Raw genomic sequence first — 19,513 nt, 5'->3', positions numbered from 1 at the left:
AAGTCATTCATGACTTTCGTCCCAGCTTCTTTTTTTCTTATTCACATAGGCTTACTTAACTGTGATCGAATATTTCGTTTCAAATTGCTCGTTGGCTGCCAAGCGTTGGATTCCTGTTTTTTCATGTAGTTCGCCACTAGTCTCTAAGGTATCTGCAATACCTACCCATGGCTCAATACATAAAAAAGGAGATTCTACTGGATAAGTCGTCCAAAAGCCAACGTAAGGCATATTATTATAGCTCAATGTCACACTGTGAGGAGATTTTTCACTGCGGATCGAAAATGAATTCAACCCTTTCGTTTCATAAATCAAGGCATCGTTCTTAAACATCTCATGAGTCAACCGTAGATCAGTGTTCGTTTGTCCCAATGTCCGCTGCTCCAGATCGATATAATTGCCTACCAACGGCAATTTTACACGAGATTTCTTAGGTGAGAATGTGAGATAAAAATCTTCAAATACATTATCCTCTCCTAACGGTACATTGAATGCAGGATGACCACCGATAGAGAAGAACATGTCTTCCTGACTATCATTTACGACTTGATACTTGACTACAAGACCGTCTCCACCTAATTCGTAACTAACAAACAACTGAAAATCAAAGGGATAGTTGCTCTTTGTCTCCTCACTGCTAGCTAGTAGTAAACGAACATAATCTACTTTGTGCTCCACGACTTCAAACATCATGTCTCGAGCAAAACCATGCCGTGGCAGATGATACGTTTCACCTTTGTAGCGGTATTGATTGTCCTTCAACGCACCCACTATCGGAAATAAGATTGGTGCATGCTTTCCCCAATGTGCAGGATCAGCTTGCCAAATATATTCTAAGTTGGTATTCACATCAATCAAACTTTGCAGTTCGGCTCCTTTTTCGGCAATTGTTGCCTGCAAATGCCCTGCGCTGATCGTAACTGTCATATCGCCATCTCCTAATATTGATGTTTGTTCAATTCCTCTTTGAAACGACTATTCAACACTTTTAAATAAGTTCCTTTCATTCCCAAGGAACGTGACTCAATAATACCTGCTGATTCCAGTTTGCGCAATGCATTTACAATAACAGAACGTGTAATACCGATTCGATCCGCAATACTAGAAGCGGTCAAACGTCCTTCATCCCCTTCTAATGCTTCAAAAATCGCTTGGACAGCTTTCAATTCGCTGTATGACAGTGTATTGATCGCCATTTGTACGGCAGTCGCACTACGAACGTCTTCTTCGATATTGCGGGATTTTTGATAAAGAAACTGCATGCCAACTACAGTTGCACTGTATTCTGCTAAGACTAGATCATCGTCATCGAACGTTTTTTCGATCCGAGACAAAATGATCGTGCCCAACCGTTCGCCTGCACCATAAATGGGCACGATTGTTGTTAAACCATTCGGATATAACTCCCGCATCTCAATAGGAAAAGCAGTCATATCGTTGCTGATGGGAACATTTGCTTCTGTCGAAGATAAATTATCTACTAAACTTGTATAATTTTTAGGAAACTGTTTTTCTACAAACATCTTTTTGATACGTTCATTGTTGACATCATGCGTCTCAACGAATCCCAACACACTACCGTCACTACTGATAATATAAGCATTGCTATCGAGTATGTCACCTAAAATAACCGCCATTTTATCATAAGGCAAATCAGATGCCAGATTGAAGGTATTTTTTTGTTGCAGTAATTCATTGATTTGTCGTGTCTTTTCTAAAAGTGTTTTCATTGGTTCTCTCCCTTTATAAAATATACCGGCTTAGGTCTTCATCTTTGGCAATAGAAGCAAGTTTGTCTTCAACGTACGCTTCTGTAATAGTGATTTCTCCCATTTGCATGTCGGATGCTTCAAACAATAAGTCTTCAAGTAACTTTTCTAGAATTGTGTGTAAGCGACGGGCGCCAATGTTATCTGTATCGCGATTCACTTGAAAGGCAATTTCCGCAATTTTTTGGATTGCTTCCAGCGTAAAAGTGACTGTCACATTCTCTGTTCCCAACAAGGCAATATACTGCTTGATCAAAGCATTGTTTGGCTCCGTCAGGATCTTGACAAAGTCTTCTTTCGTTAAATCATCAAGTTCTACACGAATCGGGAAGCGTCCTTGTAATTCAGGGATCAAATCACTTGGTTTTGACAAATGAAAGGCACCTGAAGCAATGAATAGGATATGGTCGGTTTGTAAAGGGCCGTATTTCGTGTTGACTTGTGATCCTTCTACGATCGGTAAAATATCCCGTTGCACACCTTCACGAGAAACTTCGCCTGATTGTTGCGATTTTGATGTGATCTTATCGATTTCATCAAGGAAGATGATCCCGCTAGATTCGGCTAAACGCAATGCCGCACTATGGATATCCGCATCATTCACTAATTTTGAAGATTCCTCTTGGATCAATAATTCTCGAGCTTCTTTTACCGTTACTGTCCGTTCGATTTTCTTTTGCGGTTTCAATGCACCTAATGTTTCATTCAAATCGATCCCCATTTGTTCCAATCCATTGTTCATCATTGGTGACTGTGTTTTTGGTTCATCCACCTGGATCGTTACTTCACGATTGTCCAATAAGCCTTTTTCTAATTGCTCATAAATGGCTTGACGGTTGCTGCGGATTTCGTCCGTCAGTTCTTCTTTTGGTTCTTCTGCCTGCTGCCCAGGATTGAACATATTCATCATTTGTTCATATGGATTCGCAGATTTCTTTTGCTCTTTTTTGATTCCAGGTACCAGTACTTTAACCAGTCGACGATTGGCTTTCTTTTCTGCCTGCAGCCGAACGTTTTTGTATTGCTCTTTTTTTACGATCTGGATGGCATTTTCCACAAGATCCCGAATCATTGATTCCACGTCACGTCCGACATAACCGACTTCGGTGAACTTAGTTGCTTCTAATTTAACGAAAGGCGCATCAACGATCTTCGCTAATCGACGAGCAATTTCTGTTTTTCCGACACCAGTCGGTCCGATCATTAAAATATTCTTCGGCGTCACATCTTGCTGCATTTTCTCATCCAACTGGAGACGACGGTAGCGATTACGTAAAGCTACTGCAACAGATTTCTTGGCACTAGTTTGGCCAACAATGTATTGATCTAATTCTTTGACGATTTCTTTTGGTGATATATTTTGATTTGTCATAGCTTCATCCCTCTTTAAAACTCTTCAACAATAATGTTGTGATTGGTAAAGACACAAATATCAGCGGCGATATTCAATGCTCCTTCAGCAATTTCTTTTGCAGAAAGATCACCGCCGTAACGTTTCATCGCTCTAGCTGCAGCGAGTGCATAATTGCCGCCAGAACCGATAGCCAAAATCCCTTCATCTGGTGAAATGACTTCTCCTGTCCCAGAAACCAAGAGCATTTCTTCCTGATTCATCACGATCAGCATTGCTTCTAGTTTCTGCATCGATTGCTGTGTCCGCCATTCTTGTGCTAACTCAACAGCAGCACGTTGTAAGTTGCCGTTGTATTCATTGAGTTTTCCTTCAAATTTTTCTTCCAGTGTGAAAGCATCTGCCACACTTCCAGCAAATCCAACTACGACTTCACCGTTATAGATTCGGCGTACTTTGCGTGCCGTCCCCTTCATGACGACTTGTTCTCCCATTGTTACTTGACCATCTCCGGCCATTGCGAATTTGCCATCTTTTTCAACAGCACAAATCGTTGTTGAATGAAAAGGTGATTTCATAATTCTTTCCTCCTGTCGCCAATTTTTAAGCTCTTGGATGAAATTGGCGGTAATTTTTTTGCAAGCTATCTTTTGTGACATGGGCATAGATCTGCGTCGTAGATAAGTTGGCATGGCCTAACAATTCTTGAACGGTCCGCATATCAGCCCCGTGATTTAATAAGTGAGTGGCAAATGTGTGCCTCAACATGTGGGGGTGGATCTTGCTGTCCAAACTACTTTTGCGAATGATTTGATTCAACACATACTCAATCCCCGTCGCTGTGATTCCGTCACCTAAATGATTGACGAAAACAATCTCATGCCGTTTGTGGTGTTTCTCCATCAACTGTTGGCGTCCAGCTGAGACATAGTCTCGCAACGCTTCTTGCGCATAGCTGCCAAAAGGAACATAACGATCCTTGTTTCCTTTCCCATGGATCAACAATACACCATTCTCCCAATCAACGTCTGACAAGGTTAGGTTGCTGCATTCGCTGACCCGCAGTCCGGATCCATACAGGATCTCCAACAAAGCTCGATTTCGTTGCTGCAAAGGTTCGTGCCCTTTTACACTTTCAAAAAGTGCCTCCATTTCTTTTTCATAAAAAAAACGCGGTAATTTTGCGTTCTTTTTCTTTAAGTGAATATAAGCGAATGGATTTTCTTTAATGACTTCGTGTTTCGTTAAAAAGTGATAGAACGACCGCAAACTGGCCATTTTACGGCTGATCGAATTGCGACTGTAATTGCGCTCATTCAAAAAACTAAGGTATACTCTGACGTCACGGTGATCAATGGCAAGAAAGTCTTCATTGCCAGACTCTTTTAAAAAACGAAAGAAATCCTCCATGTCTTCTTGGTAAGCAGACTTGGTCTTATCAGAATAGCCTCGTTCAACAATTAGATAACGAAAAAAATCATTTTGAAGTTCGTTCTCCGGCAAACTAATCCCCCATTTCATGACTCGAAATAACTGTATCATAGAGTTTTAAAAAAAACAAACGAATTGTCAGAATTTAACCAATATTTCAAAGTTTAGACATAATTATGAAAATTCTTTAAGGGAGAATTTAGAAAAGATCCGCAGGTTTCTCGAAGCTTTTTTTGATTGTTATGATTTACACGAAAACTTGCGAAGGATTTGCCCCAAATTCAACTTGGCATATGCTTTGCCTACAGTTGCTTCTCACTGTGAACTAAGTAGAACTTGCGTTCCACTCTTTCCAGAGTCAGCCGTAGAAAATTCTATCAAGGTTGCTACCCTCGCTTTGCTCGCCGCTGCTCATCATCAACTCTGCCTTGCTTCGCAAGCCACTCGTTGTGATTCGCAGCAAAAACGCACTCGTTTGAGTGCGTTGTTTGGGTTATTCGATTGGTTGGGTGTCATTGTCTGTGTTTGGTTGATTTTCTACTGGCTTTTGGCTTTCGATGGCTGCTACTAACTCTTTGTTTCCTTGTTTAGTAGACATGGTTTGATTAATGAGATTGACTAAATCGAGGCCAGTTGTTTCTTTGATAGTATCAAATGTCCGTGCCAAGCCGGCTTCTCCCATGTCGTGGAGTCCGTCGTTGCCTCCAAAGCTGACCACTTTATCGATGTTGCTAAGTGGCGCATTAACTTCTTTGGCAATTTCAGGCAATACTTTGATGAATTCCATCAAAATACCTGCTTCATTCAGTTTAGTTAAAGCAATCGCCATTTTTTCGCGACTTTCGGCTTCTGCTTGACCGACTTTAGCGATTCTTTCAGCATCTGCCGAACCGAGTTTTTCGATTCTCTCTGCTTCTGCTTGGGCAGCTAGTTTCACTTTTTCAGCCTCTGCTTGGGCACGAGCAATTTCTCTTGCTTTATCTGCCAAGGCATTTTGTTCTACAACATATTTATCGGCTTCTGCTTTTTTACGGACTGTAGCATTCAATTCTTTTTCCGTCAGTTCAGCTTGCTTTTCTTGGATCTCGATGTTCTTTTCTTGTTCGATCAATTGGACTTTCATTTTTTCGCCCACAGCAATCTGTTCTGCTTTAGCATCTGCTACTTCCCGTTCTTGTTTGTATTGTGCTTGTTTCAATGCCATATCTTTCGTTGCTTCTGCGATTTCCGTTTGGCGACGAATTTCCTCGTGCTGTGCCAACTGTTCATTTTCGGCTTGCTTGATTCGTGTTTCTCTTAATGCATTTGATTCTGCAACTTCTGCATTCTTCTTCACTTCAGCAATCTGCGGTCGTCCTAAGGCATCTAAGTAGCCGTTACTGTCACTAACATCTTTGATCGTAAATGAAACGATCTCTAATCCCATTTTTTTCAAGTCGGTAGATGCGACTTCTTGCACTTGTTCCGCAAAATCATCTCGATTTTTGTAAATTGCTTCAACGGTCATTGTCCCTAGAATCGCCCGCAAGTGGCCTTCCAGTACTTCTTGTGCTTCATCTTCCAACTCGCCGGTTGATTTGCCTAAGTATTGTTCGGCAGCTGTTTTGATCGATTCCGTACTGTTACCAACTTTAACTAAAACCGTCGCGCTTGCTTTGATCGGTACCCCTTGTTCGGTATAAACTTCTGGTGTGCCAATTTCAAGTTTATGCGTCAGTAAACTCAATTTATGTGCTTTTTGAACAATTGGGATCACGAATGTTCCGCTATTTTTTAAAATCTTGATGCCTTCTTTACCTAAAAATGACCCCGTTACGATCAACGCTTCATCTGGCTTGCCGATTCGGTAACGAATCATTAAAAATGCGATCAATAACACGACTAAAACGATGATCCATAAAATTGGATTACTTAAAAAATCTAATGCATTCCCTGTATCTAACATTTTCCAACACTCCCTATTCAATAAAATTGTGGTTTTCTACCACTAAAGCAATACCTTTTTTGTCAAAATCAACAATAATCACTTTGGTTCCGACTGGTAATTCTCGCTTTTCCCGAATATCCTCTTCTTTATAGAACTTTGCCGGATAAACAGAACGCGCTGTCTTACTGCCAATCTCCATCACTTCACCGAGGGTATTTCCGACGATCTTTTCTGTCAATTCACCAATCAAAAAATCTTCATGACCAAGAACATTGCTGCGATTTTTATCTGTCAATCGATTGAAAAGCCACATAAACGGGCCTAGCAACAAACTGAAAAGCAGAAAAACGGCAAATATCAAAACAAATAGTACAATCAGCCAGCCCACTATTTGAATATAAGATGGAAACTGCTGCAGATATTCTTGAAGCAATGTGACCCATTCCCCAATCACGATCGTCACCACCTTCGCTATTGTTACTGTTAATCATATGATAACCGCTACCAAGTTTCAAGACAATTCAAAAAAAAACTTTCTCAACAATTTCTCGTGAGAAAGTTTTCGACAATTAATTTGCAACTGTTTCTTTGGCAGCCTCTAAAGCTGTAAGCGCACGATTAGCCAATGCCTCATAACGGGATTTTTTATCTTTGATTCGTTCGGGCAGTTCAGGAAGCAAGCCAAAATTGGCATTCATTGGTTGGAAATGTTTGCCTTCTGCATGCGTAATGTAATACGCCATGCTGCCGATTGTTGTTTCCTGCGGAAAGATGATTGGTTCTTCCCCTTTTGCAAGTTTTGCTGCATTGATTCCAGCTACTAGACCGCTAGCCGCACTTTCAACATACCCTTCTACTCCTGTCATTTGACCAGCAAAAAACAAGTCATCACGTTTGCGAGATTGATAGGTTTGTTGCAGAAGTTCTGGCGAGTTCATAAAACTATTCCGATGCATTACACCATAGCGGACAAATTCAGCTTGCTCTAAACCAGGGATCATCCGAAAGACCCGTTTTTGTTCTCCCCATTTTAGATGCGTTTGGAAACCTACAATGTTGTACAACGAGGCAGCAGCGTTATCTTGACGCAATTGGATCACTGCATAAGGCCGTTTGCCTGTCTTAGGATCTTCCAAACCAACAGGTTTCATTGGTCCAAACAACATCGTCTTTGGACCACGAGAGGCCATCACTTCAATTGGCATACAGCCTTCAAAGAATTTCTCTTTTTCAAACTCTTTCAAAGGAGCGACTTCGGCATTTACCAAGGCTTCACGAAAGGCATAAAATTCTTCTTCGTTCATCGGACAATTCAGGTATGCTGCTTCTCCTTTGTCGTATCGTGATTTCAAGTAAACTTTATCCATATCAATAGTTGATTTATCAATGATTGGCGCCGCGGCATCATAGAAATAGAAGCCTTCCGACCCATTGAATGCTTGAATCGCCTTGGATAACGGTTCTGAAGTCAATGGTCCAGTAGCGATTACCGTAATTCCTTCTGGGATTTCGGTGATCTCTTCTTCGATCACTGTTACCAACGGATGTTCTTTCACCCGCTTTGTAACTAATTCAGAAAAATCGTCCCGATCAACGGCTAGTGCACCACCAGCCGGAACCGCTGTCTGATCGGCCGAAGAGATAATAACCGAATTCAAGCGGCGCATTTCTTCTTTCAAAACACCTACTGCATTGGTTAAATTGTTTCCTCTAAGAGAATTTGTACAAACAAGTTCCGCAAAATTATTCGTATGATGGGCTTCTGTCGTTTTCTTAGGACGCATTTCATACAAATTGACAGCCACTCCTGCCTCAGCAGCTTGCCAAGCAGCTTCGCTTCCTGCTAATCCAGCACCAATTACATTGATTTTTTTCATACTTCGTCTCCTTTATAGTAAAAGAGTCTGTGCCAAAAGTCATCAAAACAAAAAATAACCCTTACATTGGCAGATGCTGATCTTCAGATCACCGTTTGTCTCTGCTTATTTTTTATTCTATTCCTTGTGTCACAGCTCTGTTTTTTGAAAAGGAACGCAGAAGTCTGCTGTCTCTCAGCAGATACTTCTTGCGCTCACTTCATTTTTTTATTGAGAGGTCAAAAACGATCGATAGCTTACTTTTGAACATCTTCCTCATAATCACCTTTGATACAAACGACTTGCTTGCCGCCTTTGACTTTCTTTTCAACCAAATAGTTGTCACATTTTGGACAGTTTCTGCCTACTGGTTTATCCCATGACGTAAAGTCACATTCTGGATAACGTGTGCAGCCAAAGAAAATTCGGTTCTTCTTGGATTTTCTTTCAACAACTTGTCCTTGGTGACAAACTGGACATTCCACTCCGATTTCTTTGACGATCGGTTTTGTATTTCGACAATCTGGAAAATTGCTACAAGCATAAAATTTTCCATAACGACCTAGCTTGATGACCATTGGATGACCGCAAATATCGCAATCGAAGCCAGCGGGTTCATCTTTTATCTGGATTTTCTCAATATTTTCTTCCGCATTGGATAATTCTTTTTCAAATGGTCGATAGAATTGGTCCACGACTTTGATCCATTCTTGTTTGCCCGCTTCAATACTGTCTAAGCTGCTTTCCATCTCGGCTGTGAAATGGGTATCGACGATTTGAGGGAAGAATTCCTCGATCAACGAATTAACGATTTCTCCCAATTCAGTTGGTTCAAAACGTTTTTGAGTTAATTTAACGTAATAGCGCCGTTGGATCGTTTCTAAAGTTGGTGCATAAGTCGATGGACGCCCTACACCATTTTCTTCTAAAGTTTTGATCAACGTTGCTTCGCTAAAACGAGCAGGTGGTTGTGTGAAGTGTTGTTTTGGTTCGATAGAGATCGACTGAACAACGTCCCCTTCATTTAATTCCGGCAAAATATTCTCTTTGTCTTCTTTGCCGTCATCTCGTCCCTCAACATACACTTGCATGAATCCTTTAAATTTGATTTTGGATCCGTTAGCTATGAATATGACGCCATTCTGCTGTAGCGTCACTTTCATTGTATCCAAAATCGCAGGGGTCATTTGGCTGGCTACAAAACGAGACCAAATCAAGCGATAGAGTTTCAACTGATCTTTGTCCAAGTACTTTTCCATTTCTTCTGGTGTACGCATGACGCTTGTAGGACGTACAGCCTCGTGGGCATCTTGCGCCCCTTGCGCATTCTTGATTTTCTTGCCACCATGAGCTGAAAAAGCTGAGCCATAGGTTGTTTCGATGAATTCCGCCGCTTCTCCTTTAGCTGTATCCGCGATCCGTGTAGAATCGGTACGCATATAGGTGATCAACCCCACCGTTCCTTGCTTGCCTAATGGGATTCCTTCATAAAGCTGTTGGGCTACCATCATTGTTTTACGTGTACGGAAATTCAATTTGCGGGCTGCCTCTTGTTGAAGACTGCTGGTTGTAAAAGGAGCCGAAGGATTGCGTTTTCGTTCTTTCTTTTCTACCTTGGTCACTTGGTAATCTTTGCCATCTAAACGATCGGTCACTTCTTTGATGCTTTCAGCGTTTGGTAGTTTTTTCTTTTTACCATCTAGCCCCCAGAAAGCCGCCTTGAACTTTTTCGTTGCTTTTTTAAAGTTGCCATCGATACTCCAGTATTCTTCAGGTATAAACTCGCGGATTTCTTTTTCGCGATCAATGATGATTTTCAATGCTACTGACTGAACACGGCCCGCACTCAATCCTTTTTTGACTTTGCGCCATAAAATTGGACTGATCGAATAACCTACCAGACGGTCCAACACCCGACGAGCTTGCTGCGCATCTACTAAATCGACATCAATCGTACGAGGTTCTTTGAACGCAGCTTTAACTGCATCTTTTGTGATTTCATTAAAAACGACCCGGTTCTTTTCTTTTAAATCTAGTCCTAGCAAGAAAGCTAAATGCCAAGCAATAGCTTCCCCTTCTCTATCCGGGTCACTTGCGAGATAAACTTTTTCTGCTTTTTTAGCTGCAGAACGAAGGCTCTTGATGACATCGCCTTTGCCGCGAATCGAGATGTAATGAGGTTCATAGTCATTTTCGACGTCAATGCCCATTTTGCTTTTCGGCAAATCACGAATATGTCCAACACTCGCAACAACTTTATAGTTGCGCCCGAGGTATTTTTCAATGGTTTTCGCCTTTGCTGGCGACTCCACGATCACTAGATATTTATATGCCATATAAAAAATGGCTCCTTCCTTCATTTTTTCCTACTATAATATATTCGGCAAACAATCCACTTGCTTTCCAAACATCCAAATCGTAGCTTATCATAGCTTTCAGAAAAAGTTTTGTCAAGAAAGGATCATCATAAGTTCAAAAGCCTAAGGCAATTCTTCTAAGATATCTTCTGCTGTCAGCGTGCATTTTGCTCCATCTTGAATCAACTGATGACACCCCTTTGATCGATCGGTCAAAGCTTCTCCAGGCACGGCAAATACATCCTTCCCATTTTCTAAAGCCAACTGTGCAGTAATCAAAGAGCCACTCTTTTCTTTGGCTTCAATCACACAAACTGCCTGTGCGATTCCCGCAATCAGTCGATTCCGCATGGGAAAATGATGTTTATGCGGCAATGTTCCTCGCGAATATTCACTAACCAGCAAATGTTCCTGCTTGATCTGAGAATAAAGACGTTGCGAACTCTTAGGATAACACTGATCCAGTCCCGTTCCTATAACTGCAATGGTTTGTCCACCACTTTCAATCGCTGCTTCATGGGCGAAACTATCTAATCCCTGGGCAAGGCCGCTAACGATCAAGTACTTCTTTTTCACTAGTTCCGGAATGATTTTTCTACAAATCTGCTGACCGTAGCTTGTCGCTTGTCTAGCACCGACAACAGCCAGTGAAGGCTTTTGGAGTAATGCCAGATTCCCTTCGTAAAAGAGGATCAATGGTGGATCAGCGATTTTTCTCAGTGCAGGTGGGTAGTCTTTTGAAAAAAAGGTGATAAATGACTGGTCGGCCATTTTTTCCGCTAAGTCACTCTCTGTCAACTGATGCCACGACTGTTGAAAACGACGAATATTGCGTGTGATCCCTGTCATTTGAATAACTTCTTCAGCCGTTATAGTCCAATTTTCTTGTGCGAGGCAGCCTTTGACCACCTGCCACTGACTTTGAATACCGACTCCTTGTACAAATGACAAGCGAAGGAGGATTTTATCGAAGGGCGTACATTCCTGAAAGTACATAAAACAACCTCATTTCTAAAGAATCTCACTAATAAGATTCGTAAAAATGAGGCTGTTTGATGAATTATTTTACATACTGTTTTACTGGTGCAAACGTTTTGCGATGGATAGGACAAATCCCATGGGTAGCTAATCCTTCTAAATGGGTTTTCGTACCGTAACCAGCATTTTGATCAAATCCATAATGAGGAAAAACACCATGATAATCTTTCATTAAATTATCCCGAAATACCTTAGCCATGATACTTGCAGCAGCGATAGAGATCGACCGCGCATCCCCTTTGATCAGACTGGTCTGAGGAATATCGGTATCAAGCGTCATAGCGTCCACCAATAAATGCTCTGGTGTAATCGATAAGTCAGCTAGCGCTCGTTTCATCGCATTCTTACTGGCTTGATAAATGTTCACACGATCTATTTCCTCATGATCTGCAATACCGATGCCAATCGCTACCGCTTTATTTTGGATCTCAATAAATAATTCTTCTCTTTTTTTCGCAGAAAGTTGTTTCGAATCATTCAAGCCAATGATCCCGCAATTCTTCGGTAAAACCACTGCCGCGGCAACTACAGGCCCAGCTAACGGTCCCCGGCCGACTTCATCTAAACCGGCAACAAACCGAAGCCCTTTCTGATAGAGTTCTTGTTCAAATACAGACATTTCTGCATATTTTTCTTGCATTTGTCGCTGTTTACGCTGCTGATTTTGATACTTGGTAATCAGCTTTTGGACACCAGAGCGTTCGTCTGCCATCAGTTGAGTCACATAAGCCGGGTCAACCTCCTCGGCAAATAGTCGCTCTTTGATAGTTTTAATCGGCTCTTTCATCTTTTTCACCTAACTCCTCGTAACGATCTAATGTGTACCTTCCCAGCTTCCCTTGTCGAATATCAAAAACGACTAATTCACTACCGCGATCATAATTGTCTTTGTAGCCACGTTTTTCAGTGATCTTCATCAATAGTTCTGGTGCTAGACATTGTTCTTCTTCCGCAGAAAGTGAATAACGCTGAGCAATTCTTCCTTCATAGTAGCGAGCAAAAAAGTCTAACCCAAACAAAGCAATATCATCTAAATGGATGAGTTGATCTTTGATAGCGCCAGTCAAAGCTAATTTTTTGCCAATCTCAGGATCTTCAAATTTAGGCCAGAGAATTCCTGGTGTATCCAGCAATTCCAATTCTGTACCAAAACGCAACCATTGTTGCCCTTTGGTAACACCTGGTTTATTCCCAGTCTGAGCAATTTTTTTGCCGACTAAGCGATTCATCAATGTTGATTTTCCTACATTAGGAATCCCAATGACCATTGCTCTTATCGGACGTGGTTTGAGCCCACGAGCTTTGTCACGAGCAATTTTTTCTTGCAGAACTTCCTTTGCTTTAGGAACGATCATTTTGATTCCTTGACTATCCTGAGCATTGATCGCCATGGCTAAGAAACCTTGTTTTCTAAAATAGCCTTCCCAGAGTTTTGTTTGCTGAGGGTCAGCCAAGTCTGCTTTATTGATCAAGATCAAGCGTGGCTTTTGTTGTAAAATTTGATCCAGCATGGGGTTTCTTGAAGAAATGGGGAGACGAGCATCTACAAGTTCAAACACGATGTCGACAAATTTTAGTTTTTCGCTTACTTCACGTTTTGCTTTGGCCATGTGGCCTGGAAACCATTGAATGGTACTCATAATTAATTTCCTTTCATACCAGTCTTTTTCAGACATTGTTTTGGCTTTCTCTTAAAAGTATCGGACGAATCGAGAAAATTTCCTGATTGCCGAGTATCCTACGCATTTTAACACGAATTGGTTTAATTGGAAATACTACCTGCCAATCACCTGCAACTATACCTATGAGACGCGTATTGTAGTGGTGATTTGCTCATTCAACCTGCTCTTACAGTCCAGCAAATATCCAAAGAATGGCCAAAAACTGCCCAACTACGCTGACTATTCTGTTATATGCCATTATTTGGCTGATTCCACAGCCTTTCCTTGTTAATTCATTCACTAGAATCACTTGGCAGACTAATTTAAAAATGCCATAAGGGGATTTGGCCCACGGCTCAATTCATTCTGTCACTCAGTGTCAGTCCAAGAGAACTTGCTGGCTTGTGAAAGTAGCTAAAATCAGGAAAAAGTAGCCAAAAGTAGTCAAAAGTAGCTAAAAGTAGCTAAAAGTAGCTAGCTGAGTGTCAGGATGTAGGAAGCCAACTTTTTTTGAGAAAAAGACCAATTTTCCGCCTAGTTAAAATTATACTTCATTTTACGTCTTTTACTCAAATCATCTTATCAATTTTGAAGAAAAAATGCCAAAAGTCTGACAGAATTACAACACTGTAAAAAATTTTATCGTTATTTCTAGAACATTTTTTTCACATTTGCTCAAGCAAGCGGCTACCTCGTTTGAATATATAAGTAATAGAAATAAAACGAAATGCAGCTATGTATCGTAGCTAAGTACTAAGATCAACAAAATCGAAAAGATCAAACTTTTTTGAAACCAAGAGGTTCCCATCGCTCATACTGATTTATGAAAACAATGAAAACAAAAAAATCTAGAAAGAATTTACTTCTTTCTAGATCGCCATCATTTCTTATTAAAGTGCGTATCGATACAAGTTTTGATGAAAAAAAATACAAATGAAATGAATAGAAAACTAATTTTTACTCATGATTCTCCCTTTTGATACTCTCACCGTTGGAGTTAATGACTTGCCGATACCACTCAAAGGAATCTTTTTTCTTACGCATATAGGACCCTGTTCCATCATCTTGTTTGTCGACATAGATAAATCCATAGCGTTTTTTCATCTCACCTGTCGTAGCACTGACTAAATCGATCGGCGCCCACGTTAGATAACCGATACAGTCTACCTGATCCTCTTCAACTGACAGCAACAATTGCTCGACATGTCTGTGCAAGTAATCAATGCGATACGCATCGTGAACATGCCCATCTTCTGCGATTTCATCCACTGCACCTAGTCCGTTTTCAGTAATCATGATTGGTAATCCGTATTTTCGATAAGTGTAATTTAACAAATACCGCATGCCAATCGGATCAATCGTCCATCCCCACTTACTGCTTTCCAAATAAGGATTTTGCAGACCGCCAAATAAAGCACTTTTTCCTTCCGATGCACCTTCATATTCTGCGACAGAAGACGCATAGTAATTCATGCCAATAAAATCAATTTTGCCCTCAGCAAACACTTTTTTATCTGACTCAGAGATCACGATTTTTATGCCTTGATCTGCATATTCTTCCAGTTTGTATTGGGGAAACAGACCATTGCACATTGCATCGATCTGATAGAAGTCACGATCCATTTGTTTATAGGCATTTAGAACATTGACGGGATCACAATTTGCTGGATAGACTGGCTCGATACCAAAAACACAGCCAATTTGGAAGTTTTCATCAATTTCATGTCCCATTTTGACAGCAGCACAACTTGCAAGCGTCATATTGTAGCCAATCATGGCTAATGTCTGGGCCTTAGCATCGATTTCAGAGTACTTTAATCCGGCAATGATATAGGTAAAGATATCACTAGCCTCACTTTGAGGATCGATATGGTTCATCTCATTAAATGTGGCCCAGTATCTGACTTTTCCTTTGAATGATTCAAACATCGTGCGACAAAAGCGCAAATAGAAATCAACGACTTTGCGATTTGTCCATGAACCATATTCTGTCACTAGATGAATCGGCATTTCGAAGTGATAGAGCGTAATGATCGGTTCGATACCATGTTTTAATAGCGTGTCAACGACTCGTTGATAAAAATCGATACCGGCTTGATTTGGTTCTGCTTCGTTCCCTTTAGGATAAATTCTTGACCAGTCGATAGAAATCCGCAATGCCTTGAATCCCATTTCCGCAAACAAAGCAATATCTTCTTGATAACGATGATAAAAATCGATGCCTGTATGAGAAGGATAAACCTTATTAGCAAGAAGTTCTTTATCGATCTCACGAGGCTGTTCATAGCTGCCTACTGTGACATAGTCCATAATAGCTGGGCCTTTGCCATCTTCCTGCCAAGCACCTTCACATTGATGAGCGGCAATGCTGCCGCCCCATAAAAAATCATTTCTTAACTTCATCTGCTCACCTTTTCTATCTTCTTTATTACGGTTTCTATTGCAAGACAATATTTAGTAAATCATCCGACTTTACCAACTGGTTATTGGATGTTGGGATCACATCAAGAAAATCATTCGTATTCGTAATGACCACAATAGTCGTTGGATCATACCCGGCTTCACGAACTTTTTCAAAATCTACTTCACCGATTGGTTGTCCTGTCCTCACACGATCACCTTGCTTCACATTCATCGTAAAATACTTGCCTTCTAACGAAACAGTGTCGATACCAATATGGATCAAGACCTCAACGCCTTGGTCACTGCGAAGACCAATCGCGTGTTTGGTAGGAAAGACTGTTAGCACTTCCCCATCGATTGGCGAATGAATCACATGACTTATAGGTTTGATACCGATTCCTTTCCCTAAAGCACCAGTTGAAAAAGCTTGGTCATTGATTTCATTGAGGGGAACCACTTCTCCTTCCACTACACTTTTTAAAGCAGTAGAACGAATCATTTCAGAAGATACAGGTTGTTCTTTCTCTTTAACCGCCGGTACTTCATCACTTTCTACTGGAATCCCTAACATATAGGCTGCGATAGTCGCACCAATAAAACTGATCGCAACCGCTGCCACCATTAACCAAAGATTCATGAAGTCGCCTTCGCCAATATAGGCAGGTAATCCAAATAATCCCCAAGCAATTGAATAAGCTTTGACACCTGTTAAACCGGCGAACAGTCCCCCTAAACCTCCACCGATCATCACAGCAATAAACGGACGACGGAATTTAACGAATACACCATAGATGGCTGGTTCGGTAACTCCTAAAATGGCGGATAAAGTCACGGTCCCAAATAGTTGTTTTTGTTTCAAGTTGCGAGCACGCAAGAAGTATCCAAGCATTGCTCCGCCGACAGCGATGTCAGAGATTGTACATGATGAGATAAACGCTGGATCATATCCATTCGCTGCAATCAATGAAGCCACAACAGGCATAATGAAATTGCCGGCGCCTAACATAATGATGAATGGCTGTAATGCAGAATAGAGCATCATCACAAACCAGCTACCTATCGTGTCCATCAATAGATTGAAGAAGCCAATGATGCCTTCCCCAATATAAAACCCTAATGGACCAAAAACCAGGAGTGTGGCTGGCAAAGTAATCAGCATGATCACTAAAGGAGACATAAAGTACTGCAAACTTTTAGGAATGACTTTTTTGGCAAACTTTGTTACATAGCCCATGAACCATACTGCTAATAAAATCGGGATAAAGCTATTTGAATAAGTGATCTGTGGTAACCCAATACCAAATAAACTCAATCCCGAAACATTGTTGATCGGTTCAGATAAAATGGTTGCTGCTAAAGCCACTGCTAGATAAGGGCTGGCGCCTAATCGTTTGGCACAGCTCATCGCCATTAAAATAGGTAAGAAATAAAAAACAGCCGACCGTAATGCATCAAAAATTTGATACGTTGAGCTATCTGTCGAAATCAAACCGGTTAATGAAATAATTGAAAGAAATGCGGCTAATAAACCTGCACAGATGATTGGTTCTAAAATGGGATTCATTGATTCCGAAATCACATCTAGCATCGCCTTGATCGGATTTTTCTTCGTTTTTGGCTGGTCTGCTTCGTCTCCTGACATTCCCAGTTGGTCAATTAAATCTTTGTAAACATCGTTTACATGGGTTCCTACGATAATTTGATAAGCAACATTGTTGCTTACCACATCAATAACCCCTTCCAGCTCTTGCAATTTTTTTGTATCTGCTTTTGAGCGATCTTTTAAAGTAAAACGAAGACGAGTCATGCAGTGCACAACAGCTTGAATATTGGCTTTTCCGCCAACTAATTTGATGATTTGCTCGTTGAAATCATGGTATTGATTCATGTCATTCTCCTCTTTCTGTTACACGATTGATGTGGATCATTAAGTAGGTGTACTCTTCTTGTGTCAGGTAACTGTTGAACTTTCCTTTGACATAGATCTCAATTTTTTCAACCGCGGCAAATGCTTCCGGATACATTGCTTTCACTTGTTTATAAAGTTGAGACTCATTGTCGGAATAGGTCTGGTTGTTCCGCAATCGTTCGATGAAATACTGGAGATGGGTCACAAGACGCATATAATTCATGCTATTTTCATCTAAAGTAATCGTAAAATGATATTTGATAATATTCAGCATATCCCGCAACGTTTCCATATCAGCTAATTGTTCATCAAACTTTGCTTTCGTTTCCTGCAAGTTAACAAAATGTAAGGCAATGGCAACGGCTTCATCTTCAGGAAAATCGACTTGAAAGGTTTGATTGATCCTTTCCAAGGCTTCTAACCCAATTTTGTAATAACTGGGATAGAATTTTTTTACCTCCCAAGTCAATGGACTCCTCAAATATTGATCTTTTTTTGCCCGTTTCAATGCAAAGGATAAATGATCTAACAAAGCTAAATAAAGATAATCATTGGCACTTTTGCCGATTTCTTTTTCTCCATATTGTACGAGCTCGTTTACAAGCAGGATCAATTGATCATCGGCGCGAGATAAGAGGTAGCTAAAATGCTCTAATCGATCTTGGCTATCTAAGACAAAGGTCTTCTCTACTTCAGAGTCAGAAATATGTTGGCCAACTTTTTTCTTGAATGCGACTCCTGTTAAGTAGATGATCGACTCATGCCCTCCTCTATCCACTAAGGCAACATTATTATTGATAATCTTTTTAACTTTCATTCGTTTCTCCTTTCCAGAAAAAAGAACTCAGAATAAATATCAAATAAACTTTACAAAAGAAAGTGTACTTGATATATATTCTGAGTTCTGCCTGATCGTCTCAGTAACATAACTCAAGAAACAGCTGCGGCGCTATTTCTCGTTCCTTTTTCTAACTTACAGCCAAAGTATATCAGCTTAAAATGGCACTGTCAACGCTTACTTATAAAATTATTTCTTGCTTGTTCGTTTCAATAGAATAACGAAAAACAACAAAGTAAGTGTTAAATAATTATGTAAAGGACATGACACAACAACAGCATTTTATTATCAAGCAAAGGATCCAACAACATTGATTTCTGCAGAAAAATACTAGCTGCTATTAAAAACATCATCTACTCATATATTTTGAAAGTAGCGATACCTACGCAAAAATATGAATAAATGATGTTTTTGTTTTTCATTATATAAAGCGCATATGGGTTAGTGGGTAATAAACAAAACGGGCATTTCCTAAAATCGCATCTCCAGAAATGGCACCAAATGATCGGCTGTCTTTAGAGGCACGACGATTGTCACCTATCACGAAATAGCTGTCTTTCCCCAGCTTTTCAACGCCCAACAATGACTGTAGATCAAAGTCATTCGTATAAGAGACATTTTCGTGATCATTCTTTCGATTTTTCACTAGGAAATTCTCATCTACCGGCTGATCATTAACATATAGTTGATCATTTTCGTAACGAATGGATTCACCAGGCAATCCAATCACTCGCTTAATATAGGTGGAACCATCCGGCATTTGAAAAACGACGACATCAAATCGCTTGATGGGTGAGATTTTCTCGATCAAAACCATATCCCCCTGTCTTAAGGTACCTTCCATTGAATTTCCGCCTACCGGTACAGGGATCAGCAAGAATGCACGAATCAGGAATGCAGAGGCCAATGCAATAATCGCGTATTTAATGATGAACCAAAAGCGATCGATCCAGATTTTTCTTCGCTGCATGAT

At 40.6% G+C, this 19,513-nt stretch carries 16 protein-coding genes; all 16 read right to left on the bottom strand.

Features of this window, described 5'->3' with window-relative positions; translation table 11 throughout:
* Positions 1-51: 51 nt before the first annotated feature.
* A complete protein-coding gene (locus tag HED61_RS08555) occupies positions 52-927 on the bottom strand; it encodes an aldose 1-epimerase family protein (RefSeq protein WP_113849898.1) in 876 nt (291 codons plus the stop codon).
* A gap of 11 nt (positions 928-938) precedes the next feature.
* Positions 939-1,730 carry a GTP-sensing pleiotropic transcriptional regulator CodY gene (gene codY, locus HED61_RS08550; protein WP_003126985.1) on the bottom strand — a complete coding sequence of 264 codons (792 nt, stop codon included), beginning with the start codon at positions 1,728-1,730 and terminating at the stop codon, positions 939-941.
* Positions 1,731-1,743: 13 nt separating this feature from the next.
* Positions 1,744-3,141: an ATP-dependent protease ATPase subunit HslU gene (hslU, locus tag HED61_RS08545; protein WP_005472293.1), complete on the bottom strand. Its 1,398-nt coding sequence runs from the start codon at positions 3,139-3,141 to the stop codon at positions 1,744-1,746.
* A 14-nt stretch (positions 3,142-3,155) separates the two neighbouring features.
* Positions 3,156-3,698 carry an ATP-dependent protease subunit HslV gene (gene hslV, locus HED61_RS08540; protein WP_003126982.1) on the bottom strand — a complete coding sequence of 181 codons (543 nt, stop codon included), beginning with the start codon at positions 3,696-3,698 and terminating at the stop codon, positions 3,156-3,158.
* A 25-nt stretch (positions 3,699-3,723) separates the two neighbouring features.
* Entirely contained in the window at positions 3,724-4,641 is a 918-nt protein-coding gene (xerC, locus tag HED61_RS08535; protein ID WP_005472287.1) for a tyrosine recombinase XerC, read from the bottom strand.
* Between the two features lie 403 nt (positions 4,642-5,044).
* Positions 5,045-6,496 carry a flotillin family protein gene (locus HED61_RS08530; protein WP_113849899.1) on the bottom strand — a complete coding sequence of 484 codons (1,452 nt, stop codon included), beginning with the start codon at positions 6,494-6,496 and terminating at the stop codon, positions 5,045-5,047.
* Positions 6,497-6,509: 13 nt separating this feature from the next.
* Positions 6,510-6,935 (bottom strand): hypothetical protein, encoded by a 426-nt coding sequence (locus HED61_RS08525; protein WP_029486957.1) that lies wholly within the window; start codon positions 6,933-6,935, stop codon positions 6,510-6,512.
* Between the two features lie 112 nt (positions 6,936-7,047).
* Positions 7,048-8,355 (bottom strand): FADH(2)-oxidizing methylenetetrahydrofolate--tRNA-(uracil(54)-C(5))-methyltransferase TrmFO, encoded by a 1,308-nt coding sequence (gene trmFO / locus HED61_RS08520; RefSeq protein ID WP_003126978.1) that lies wholly within the window; start codon positions 8,353-8,355, stop codon positions 7,048-7,050.
* A gap of 236 nt (positions 8,356-8,591) precedes the next feature.
* Entirely contained in the window at positions 8,592-10,670 is a 2,079-nt protein-coding gene (gene topA, locus HED61_RS08515; protein WP_103299915.1) for a type I DNA topoisomerase, read from the bottom strand.
* A gap of 144 nt (positions 10,671-10,814) precedes the next feature.
* Positions 10,815-11,687 (bottom strand): DNA-processing protein DprA, encoded by an 873-nt coding sequence (dprA, locus tag HED61_RS08510; RefSeq protein ID WP_113849900.1) that lies wholly within the window; start codon positions 11,685-11,687, stop codon positions 10,815-10,817.
* A gap of 64 nt (positions 11,688-11,751) precedes the next feature.
* On the bottom strand, positions 11,752-12,516 hold the full coding sequence (locus tag HED61_RS08505; RefSeq protein ID WP_219645303.1) for a ribonuclease HII: 765 nt from the start codon (positions 12,514-12,516) through the stop codon (positions 11,752-11,754).
* A complete protein-coding gene (ylqF, locus tag HED61_RS08500; RefSeq protein WP_003126974.1) occupies positions 12,500-13,369 on the bottom strand; it encodes a ribosome biogenesis GTPase YlqF in 870 nt (289 codons plus the stop codon). Before ylqF ends, HED61_RS08505 begins: the two co-directional genes overlap by 17 nt.
* 978 nt (positions 13,370-14,347) lie before the next feature.
* On the bottom strand, positions 14,348-15,793 hold the full coding sequence (locus HED61_RS08495; RefSeq protein ID WP_219645274.1) for a family 1 glycosylhydrolase: 1,446 nt from the start codon (positions 15,791-15,793) through the stop codon (positions 14,348-14,350).
* Between the two features lie 34 nt (positions 15,794-15,827).
* Entirely contained in the window at positions 15,828-17,681 is a 1,854-nt protein-coding gene (locus HED61_RS08490; protein ID WP_005472277.1) for a PTS beta-glucoside transporter subunit IIBCA, read from the bottom strand.
* A gap of 1 nt (position 17,682) precedes the next feature.
* Positions 17,683-18,519 (bottom strand): PRD domain-containing protein, encoded by an 837-nt coding sequence (locus tag HED61_RS08485; protein ID WP_003126971.1) that lies wholly within the window; start codon positions 18,517-18,519, stop codon positions 17,683-17,685.
* A 442-nt stretch (positions 18,520-18,961) separates the two neighbouring features.
* Positions 18,962-19,510, bottom strand: coding sequence for a signal peptidase I (lepB, locus tag HED61_RS08480; RefSeq protein ID WP_003126969.1), 549 nt, complete (start codon positions 19,508-19,510; stop codon positions 18,962-18,964).
* Positions 19,511-19,513 lie beyond the last annotated feature (3 nt).

The organism is Enterococcus gallinarum (genome assembly GCF_021496385.1).
Classification (GTDB): Bacteria; Bacillota; Bacilli; order Lactobacillales; family Enterococcaceae; genus Enterococcus_D; species Enterococcus_D gallinarum.
This window is presented reverse-complemented; position numbering and strand designations above follow the sequence as displayed.